Below are 1,066 nucleotides of genomic sequence, written 5' to 3' on the forward strand. Positions count from 1 at the left end.
CCACTTGCAGCAATGGAGTCAGGGCGAAGGCGAGTGGCACGCGACCAGTTTCCTCTCGCTGTTTTCACAACAGGCAGCCGAGCAGGGCGAGGCCATTGCGCTGGTGCACGGTGACACCCGCGTATCGTTTGTCCAGCTGGAATCCCGCGCCAACCAATTGGCCCGTTACCTGATCGAACAGGGCGTGCAACCGGATGATGTGGTCGGTGTGTCCTTCGAGCGTGGNGTCACCATGATCGAAGCCTTCCTTGCCGTGATGAAAGCCGGCGGCGCTTTTCTGCCACTGGATCCGGGTTATCCCTCCGACCGCTTGCACTACATGCTGGAAGACAGCAGTGCCAAGTTGCTGCTCACGTCTTCAGATTTGCTTGAAACCTTGCCCCGTGTTGATGCCGTTAAACCGGTTGCGGTTAATGGATTGTCGCTGGATGTTTTCTCTGCGCAGTCTCTCGGCAACGAACCGCACCCGGACCAGCTCGCCTATGTGATCTATACCTCCGGTTCCACCGGCAAACCCAAAGGCGTGTCGCTGACCCATGCCGGTCTCTCCATGCATGTGCAGACCATCGGTGAGCGCTATGGCATGACCCCGGATGATGTGGAGCTGCAGTTCGCCTCCATCAGTTTCGATGGAGCGGTAGAGCGCTGGACGGTGCCGTTGGCCTTTGGTTCGCGGGTGGTGATTCGTGACCAGCAACTGTGGAGCGCGGAACAATGCTGTGAGGTGCTGAAAAACGAAGGCGTCACCGTGGCCTGTTTCCCGCCCAGCTATATGGGGCCGCTGCTGGACTGGATCGAACAGGAAAAACCCGAACTGAAAGTGCGTTCCTGGACCCTGGGCGGCGAAGCCTTTACCCGGGAAACCTTCGAGCGCATGCAGAGCGTGCTAAAGCCTGAACGTATCCTTAATGGTTATGGCCCCACCGAAACGGTGGTTACGCCGATGCTGTGGGCCGCCTACGAAGGCGACACCCTGACCAGCGCCTATGCGCCCATCGGTACCGCCGTGGGGCCGAGGAAATTGTATGTGCTGGATCAGGATCTTAACCGGGTGCCGGTTGGCGTC

General features: G+C 59.2%; 1 protein-coding gene. It reads left to right on the forward strand.

Annotation, left to right across the window (positions count from 1 at the left end; genetic code table 11):
* On the forward strand, window positions 1–1,066 hold a 1,066-nt coding region (locus tag A3754_RS05475), incomplete at both ends, for an AMP-binding protein (RefSeq protein ID WP_156496828.1).

Source organism: Alcanivorax sp. HI0083 (assembly GCF_001635175.1).